We start from the raw sequence: 6,705 nt of genomic DNA, 5'->3' as shown, positions 1-6,705 counted from the left end.
AAACGGAATACTACCAAGTATGACACAAAACTCTGACCCATATGAAAATGCAGTAGCAGAAAGAATAAATGGAATATTAAAACAGGAATTCATGATTGATAAATACAACCTAGATTTAAAAATCATGAAACAAATTGTAAAAGAATCAATCAGTATATACAATGAATTAAGACCTCATTATTCTAATTTCATGCTGACTCCAAACAAAATGCATATACAAAGTCAAATTAAAATGAGGACATATAAAACAAAAAACACTTGCAAAAAAGTTTTTGCAAGTGTTTAATTAAATATTTTTATCTAATAATCTGTATCGGTTATTCAGGACAAGACACGAATTAGAAAACGATATTACTTCGTTTTTACTGGTGGCAAGTCAAATGCTGCTGATTCATGCTCAAAACCATTGCGGTGTGAACCATCACAAAAAGGTTTGTTGGCTGACAACCCACATCGGCAAAGACCTAGAGCCGTTCTTCCTTCTAATCCGTATGTTTTCCCTTCGCAGTCTGTTATTTCAAAATCGCCTTCTATTTTTATAGACCCGTTGCGATTGATTGTTAATTTTGTTGTGCTCATAATACTGTTCTTTTAGACGTCAAAGATTATAAATATTTTTAGAATCCTGCATCGTTACTAGACCTTTTTATACCAACAGCACATAATTTACATTAATTCTATTTTAGCTGACTTGATTACGAGGTACTTTAACAAAATAGGATGATGACACACCCTTTCGCTCTAAATAAAAATATTCGTAGTCTTTAAATCTTTCTACTATCCAAAAAAAATATTATTTTTAGAGAATAAAACCAAACCAACAATCAAACTACCATGACAAAGAAAATCGTAATTACCCTATTTTTAGCGCTAATAGCTGGGTCAAGCTATAGCCAAAAGATGAATGTTGCCAAATTAGACAGTTTATTTCAAATTTTGAAAGCCAAAGATAAATTCATGGGAAGTATTGCTATTTCACAAAATGGAACGCTACTTTATTCAAAGTCCATTGGAATGGATGACATAGAAAGCAATAAAAAAGCAAGTAATTTATCCAAATACCGTGTTGGATCGATTTCAAAAATGTTTACTTCTGCACTAGTCTTCATGGCGATTGAAGAAAAAAAACTAATGTTGAATCAAACTATTGAAACATTTTTTCCAACTATTGAAAACGCTAACAAAATAACCGTTGGTAATCTACTAAACCACCGAAGTGGTATTTATAATTTTACCAGTGCTCCGGAATACATGACCTACAACACCCAACCAAAAACGGAAAAAGAAATGGTGGAAATCATTATCAAAGGAAAAAGTATTTTTGAACCCAACAGCAAAGCCGATTACAGCAATTCCAATTATGTTTTATTGAGTTACATTCTTGAGAAAACCTATAAAAAGCCATTCAAAACTATTTTGAACGATAAAATTGTAAAACCATTAGGCTTAAAAAATACCTATAATGGAGGTAAGATTAACATTCTAAATAACGAAACCAACTCGTATTCGTTCTCTGAAAAATGGATCAAAGAACCGGAAACGGATATGTCGATCCCTATGGGAGCTGGCGCGGTAGTTTCTAATCCACAAGATTTGACGTTTTTTATTGAAAAGCTTTTCGCCAAAGCCATAATCTCCGAAAGCAGTCTGAAGCAAATGACAGCTTTACAAGACAACTATGGAATGGGGATTTTCCAGTATCCGTTTTATGAAAAGAAAAGCTTTGGTCACACCGGAGGTATTGATGAATTCAGATCATCATTAGCGTATTTTCCAGAAGATAAATTAGCTGTTGCATTAACCTCTAACGGTAGAACTTACGACAATAATGATGTCCTAATTGCCGCTTTGAGTGCGTATAACAACAAACCGTTTACAATTCCAACTTTTGAAACTATTGCAATAAAAAGCGAGGATTTAGATCCTTATTTAGGGGAATACTCAGATGCTGGATTTCCAATGAAAATCACAATTACAAAAGAAAATACTAAACTTTTTGCACAGGCAACAGGTCAAGCTGCCTTTCCACTAGAACCTACTGAAAAAAACAATTTTGAATTTAAAACGGCAGGAATAAAATTAGAATTCAAACCAAATGAAAAGCAGGTGATTTTGAAACAAGGCGGCGGGAAATTTACTTTGACAAAAAAATAAAATAATTCGACAGAAAAAATCTTGATCAAAATTTACAAATAGTAGATTTAAAAACAGATTATTTACACTTGACAACATAAAAATTATATTCAAGGCAAGAAACAGCGTTATTTCGATCTAAATTGTACATTTGTCTGTTACGGAAAACCTGTTTTGTACTAACAAAATAATTTTCCGATAGCACACCGATTCATTTTTTAACAAAAAAATTCAATTCTTAATCCTATTATAAAAGCATGAGTATCTTAAATAAAGCAAATGTATTCCGAAGAATTGTAACGCATAACCTAACTAAAAATATTGGCAGTTCACAAAATAATCAAATTATAGATTTAACGCAAAAAATTGAAATTAAAAGAATTTTAATTTCAAGGCCCAACCACAGATTGGGTAATCTATTGCTCATTACTCCACTGGTTCAAGATGTGGTAGCTGCTTTTCCAGCGTGTAAAATTGATTTGTTTGTAAAGGGCGGTTTGGCACCTATTGTATTTAAAAATTATCCAAATATTAATTATATCATTGAACTTCCTAAAAAACCTTTTAAAAATTTGATAGGCTATTTTAAGGTTTGGGTAAAGATTAAACAACAAAAATATGACATTGTCATCAATGTAGACAAAAATTCCTCGTCTGGACGATTATCAGCTCAATTTGCTGATGCGAAATACAAATTTTTTGGTGAAGATGATGAAGCTATGAAACTAGAGCATATTGACTATGTCCATATTGCAAAATATCCAGTATATGAATTTAGGCATTTTCTAACTAAATTAGGATTTGCTAAAAATGATAATCCAATTCCTCCATTGGACTTAAAATTAAGTTCTTTGGAAATCAAGGAAGGGCATAAAATAATTCAAGAATTGGTTAAAAATGACAAAAAAACGATTTGCATCTTTACCTACGCCACCTCTGATAAATGCTATTCAGAATCGTGGTGGGAAGAATTTTATGAACGTTTACTAACCGAATATCAAGACTATAATATTATCGAAATTTTACCTGTTGAAAACATTTCGCAAATCAGCTTTAAAGCACTTACATTCTACAGTAAAGACATTCGTGAAATTGGATCTGTTATTGCTAATACAGAAATCTTCATTGGTGCAGATAGTGGGATTATGCATTTAGCCAGTTCCGTCCTTACGCCCACGGTTGGACTTTTTTCCCGTGCAAATCTAAAAACTTATGAACCGTACAACAACAACAACAACAACAACAACAGTGTCGCGATAAACACAAATACTGGCGATAAAGAGGATTGGATCAAAATAATAAACAAGGCTCTACTAAGATTTTAATACTTTAAGGGATCAACATTTACAAACAGCAACTTTAACAAACAATCATCAAAGAAAAACAAAATCACCAAACACCGAAACCACATGAAAACTAAATTTTTAATTTCCTTACTATTTACTTTCATCGGGGCCACAATGCTTTGCGCCCAAACCAGTACATCTTTTACTTTAAAATTAGACCATGTTGCATTGTCAGTTAAGGACCTAGAAAGATCTGTTGGTTTTTATAAAAATGTTTTAAACCTTTCAGAGATTACCAACCTTACTAAAAAAGAGGGGATTCGATGGATCTCCTTGGGAGAGGGAAAAGAGCTTCACCTTGTTGCTACATTCAAAGAACCCGTTACCATCAATAAAGCGGTACATTTAGCATTTAAAGCAACTCATTTCGAAGCCTTAATCGACCTCTTAAAATTCCTTAATATTACGTATTCTGACTGGCCCGGTGCAAAAAATACAATTACCGTTCGGGCTGATGGAATCAAGCAAATCTACCTTCAGGATCCAGATGGATACTGGATTGAGATCAACAGTGTTGAAAAATAGTAAATAAGGATGTTTTCTAGTTCGGCCGTTTTTTAAATTTCTGGCATCAGGCATTTGTATAGGCAAGAACTAAAGGTATTTACTAATCAAATATGTAAAAATTGAAACTTTTCTCCTAAATTGTGTAATGCTTTTTGCCGCTTTGTTCACCAACTTTGTTTAACAATAAGTAGCGATTTTTAATCATTATAAAAATAAGATTATGAGCGATCATGCAAACGAATACACAGTTGAAGGAATAGATAAACTTAAAAGCCTAGTTAAAGAAATTAATACTTGCCTTTTTTGTACCAATCTTAAAACAAACGACGGAGCAACGACTAGACCAATGGGTGCCGTAGAAGTCTGCGATAAAGGAAACATTTGGTTTTTCAGTGAAAAAGACAGTGATAAAAATAAAGAAATAGAACAAGATTCCAATGTTCAATTATTTTTTGCACATCCGGGTAAAGGAAGTTATATGGTTGTAAACGGTGAAGCAATCATTAGTACAGACCGAGAGAAAATTGAAGAGTTATGGACACCAGTAGTAAATATATGGTTCAAAGAAGGTAAAAATGACCCCAATATTTCCCTGATCAAAGTTAAACCAACAAGTGCCTATTTTTGGGACAATGACGGCAATCAAATGATTAACTTTCTAAAAATGGCTGCGTCTGTGGTTACAGGTACCAATTTAGTAAGTGGAAATGAAGGAGAAATAAAGCTTTAGAAAATAGTATAAAAAAAAAACGCTTCAATATATTGGAGCGTTTTTATAAAAATATAATTTCTAAGTAGCTTATTGTAGCACTCTATTTATTTGAGAGAAATTTTTCTCATAGTACTTTTCTTTTGTGGAAGATATGATTACACCGTTGCTGACGGATGAGTGAATAAATTTAATTTCGCCTTCACAAACCTCAACTACCATTCCAACGTGATTGATTTGACTTCTACCATTTGTTTTAAAGAAAATAAGATCTCCTTTTTGAGCTTCTTCTGTGTTTATTTTAGTACCCATACTCGATTGTTCTCGAGATGTTCGAGGTAATTTAATGTCAAATGCACCAAAAGTAGTACACATAAGTCCTGAGCAATCAAATCCCGATTTAGTAGTTCCGCCCATGCGGTATCTCGTTCCTATATTTTCGGAAGCTTGTGCTATCAATTGGTCTAGAAAATCATGGCTAAAAGTAGTCTTGATTGGACTATTAAAGTCAATTTTACTACTTTCTATTTTAGTCTCTTTATCATTTAACTCGACAGTAACAACCTCACTGTTATCAGCAATTATCTGAGAAAGAATACTCAATTTATAACCTACAGGAAGACCATTTTTAATCGCTGGATTTTGATTTTCTAGTTCTTTTACTGTAATTCCGTATTCTTTTGCAATGGCATATTTTGTCTCTTTGGCCAGTACCTCTCTTGTAATTGTTTGTAAACTAGTTGGAGAATTTTGTAGTGGTGCAGCTATCGTTTCTTGTGTTTTTGGTACACTAATTTGCGTAGGCGCCATATTTTTAGACGCTGCTTCGGATACTGATGGAGTACTAAGAGAGGCGACAACCATTTCTGGTCTTGGTGAATCGACTCCTGGAATAACTACTTTCTGACCAACTCTAAGGGCCTTAACTCCTAAAGATGGATTGGCCCTATCAAATTCCCTAATTGTAATTCCGTATTTTTTTGTAATCGAATATTTAGTTTCTTTTGCTACTACTTCCCAAACGAAGGAGTGTGCACTTTGGACTGCCTCGGATTCGATTTTAGATTCTTTAGCCGGTTCAATATTGCTGGGAATTTGTTTTGTTGTTGCAACATTTGCTATTTCGTTTGCAATTGCCGCAGCAGGAATATTTATTTTTTGACAAATTTTCAATTCGGCGGTTGCCAGTGAAGGATTGATTTGGTTTAATTCTTTAACAGAAATCCCGTATTGTTTTGCGATTCCGTAAAGTGTTTCTTTAGCTTGAACCTCATGTTCTTTGGTCGCTTGATTTAAAGTACTTTTGGTTTTAACGGTAGTGTTTTTGGTTGAAGCTATAGGAATTAATAAAACAGAATTGAGTTTTAAAAGATTTTTAGCATTGGGATTTAACTTAAAAATAGCGCTTTGCTTGACTTCATATTTCTCCGCGATATTCGATATTGTTTCCCCTTTTACGATAGTGTGCTTTGTGATTTTTTCTTGTGCAAAAAGAACGATACTATTCAAAAAAACTAGTCCTACTATTACCTTTAATCTCATATTCATTTGTTTCAAATTACTTACCCCTTTGTATTCTTCCTAGCGATTTCGGGATATAATTATTAGATCTCGCTAAACTTTGCTTTTTACAATTTCATGGAAAGATGTAAAAATAATTCAAGACTCTTTATATAAAAGAGACTCAGAATGTGTCTGTTTTACATTCTTATTGTTTTATATTTCATTGATAAAAACACTAAAAAACATGCCTAGTTGCAATTCTGTTGCAATTACTAAACTGGATGTCAAATTTTGAAGAATATTGATTACAAAAAAAAGCAAAAAAAAGCTTCATTTCCAACAGAATATTTCAAAAAAGCTAATATAGGAGATTTAATCAAAAATCAGCCTCTTTTTTTTAATTTTAACGTTCAAAAATCATTGTTGTCCGATAAAAATAATCGGAACGTTATTTTTTCTTTGTTTTTCAAGGCTTGACGAGGTTTAAACCTAGTTCAGCTTGTTTTT

General features: G+C 32.8%; 7 protein-coding genes. 5 read left to right on the top strand and 2 right to left on the bottom strand.

Annotated features, from left to right (window positions below; genetic code table 11):
- On the top strand, nt 1-286 hold a 286-nt coding region (locus BLS90_RS16550; protein ID WP_139171427.1), incomplete at its 5' end, for an integrase core domain-containing protein.
- Nucleotides 287-351: 65 nt separating this feature from the next.
- Here BLS90_RS16550 and BLS90_RS16545 read toward each other — a convergent pair.
- Nucleotides 352-579: a CDGSH iron-sulfur domain-containing protein gene (locus tag BLS90_RS16545; protein WP_091259617.1), complete on the bottom strand. Its 228-nt coding sequence runs from the start codon at nt 577-579 to the stop codon at nt 352-354.
- 255 nt (nt 580-834) lie between these two features.
- Here BLS90_RS16545 and BLS90_RS16540 point away from each other — a divergent pair, with 255 nt between their 5' ends.
- The 4 genes from BLS90_RS16540 (at nt 835) to BLS90_RS16525 (ending at nt 4,716) form a co-directional block, all read left to right on the top strand.
- Nucleotides 835-2,154: a serine hydrolase domain-containing protein gene (locus BLS90_RS16540; protein WP_091259615.1), complete on the top strand. Its 1,320-nt coding sequence runs from the start codon at nt 835-837 to the stop codon at nt 2,152-2,154.
- A 236-nt stretch (nt 2,155-2,390) separates the two neighbouring features.
- Nucleotides 2,391-3,458, top strand: a complete 1,068-nt coding sequence (locus BLS90_RS16535; protein WP_091259612.1) for a glycosyltransferase family 9 protein — start codon at nt 2,391-2,393, stop codon at nt 3,456-3,458.
- An 84-nt stretch (nt 3,459-3,542) separates the two neighbouring features.
- A complete protein-coding gene (locus tag BLS90_RS16530; protein ID WP_220083888.1) occupies nt 3,543-4,004 on the top strand; it encodes a VOC family protein in 462 nt (153 codons plus the stop codon).
- Between the two features lie 202 nt (nt 4,005-4,206).
- The gene (locus tag BLS90_RS16525) at nt 4,207-4,716 is read left to right on the top strand and encodes a pyridoxamine 5'-phosphate oxidase family protein (RefSeq protein WP_091259607.1); all 510 of its coding nucleotides are present in this window, start codon (nt 4,207-4,209) and stop codon (nt 4,714-4,716) included.
- A gap of 69 nt (nt 4,717-4,785) precedes the next feature.
- Here BLS90_RS16525 and BLS90_RS16520 read toward each other — a convergent pair whose 3' ends face one another.
- Nucleotides 4,786-6,237 carry a peptidoglycan endopeptidase gene (locus BLS90_RS16520; RefSeq protein ID WP_091259604.1) on the bottom strand — a complete coding sequence of 484 codons (1,452 nt, stop codon included), beginning with the start codon at nt 6,235-6,237 and terminating at the stop codon, nt 4,786-4,788.
- Between the last annotated feature and the right edge of the window lie 468 nt (nt 6,238-6,705).

This window comes from Flavobacterium omnivorum, from assembly GCF_900099915.1.
In the GTDB taxonomy this organism is placed as follows: domain Bacteria; phylum Bacteroidota; class Bacteroidia; order Flavobacteriales; family Flavobacteriaceae; genus Flavobacterium; species Flavobacterium omnivorum.
The sequence above is the reverse complement of the archived record's forward strand: the minus strand, read 5'-3'. Positions and strand labels throughout refer to the sequence as shown.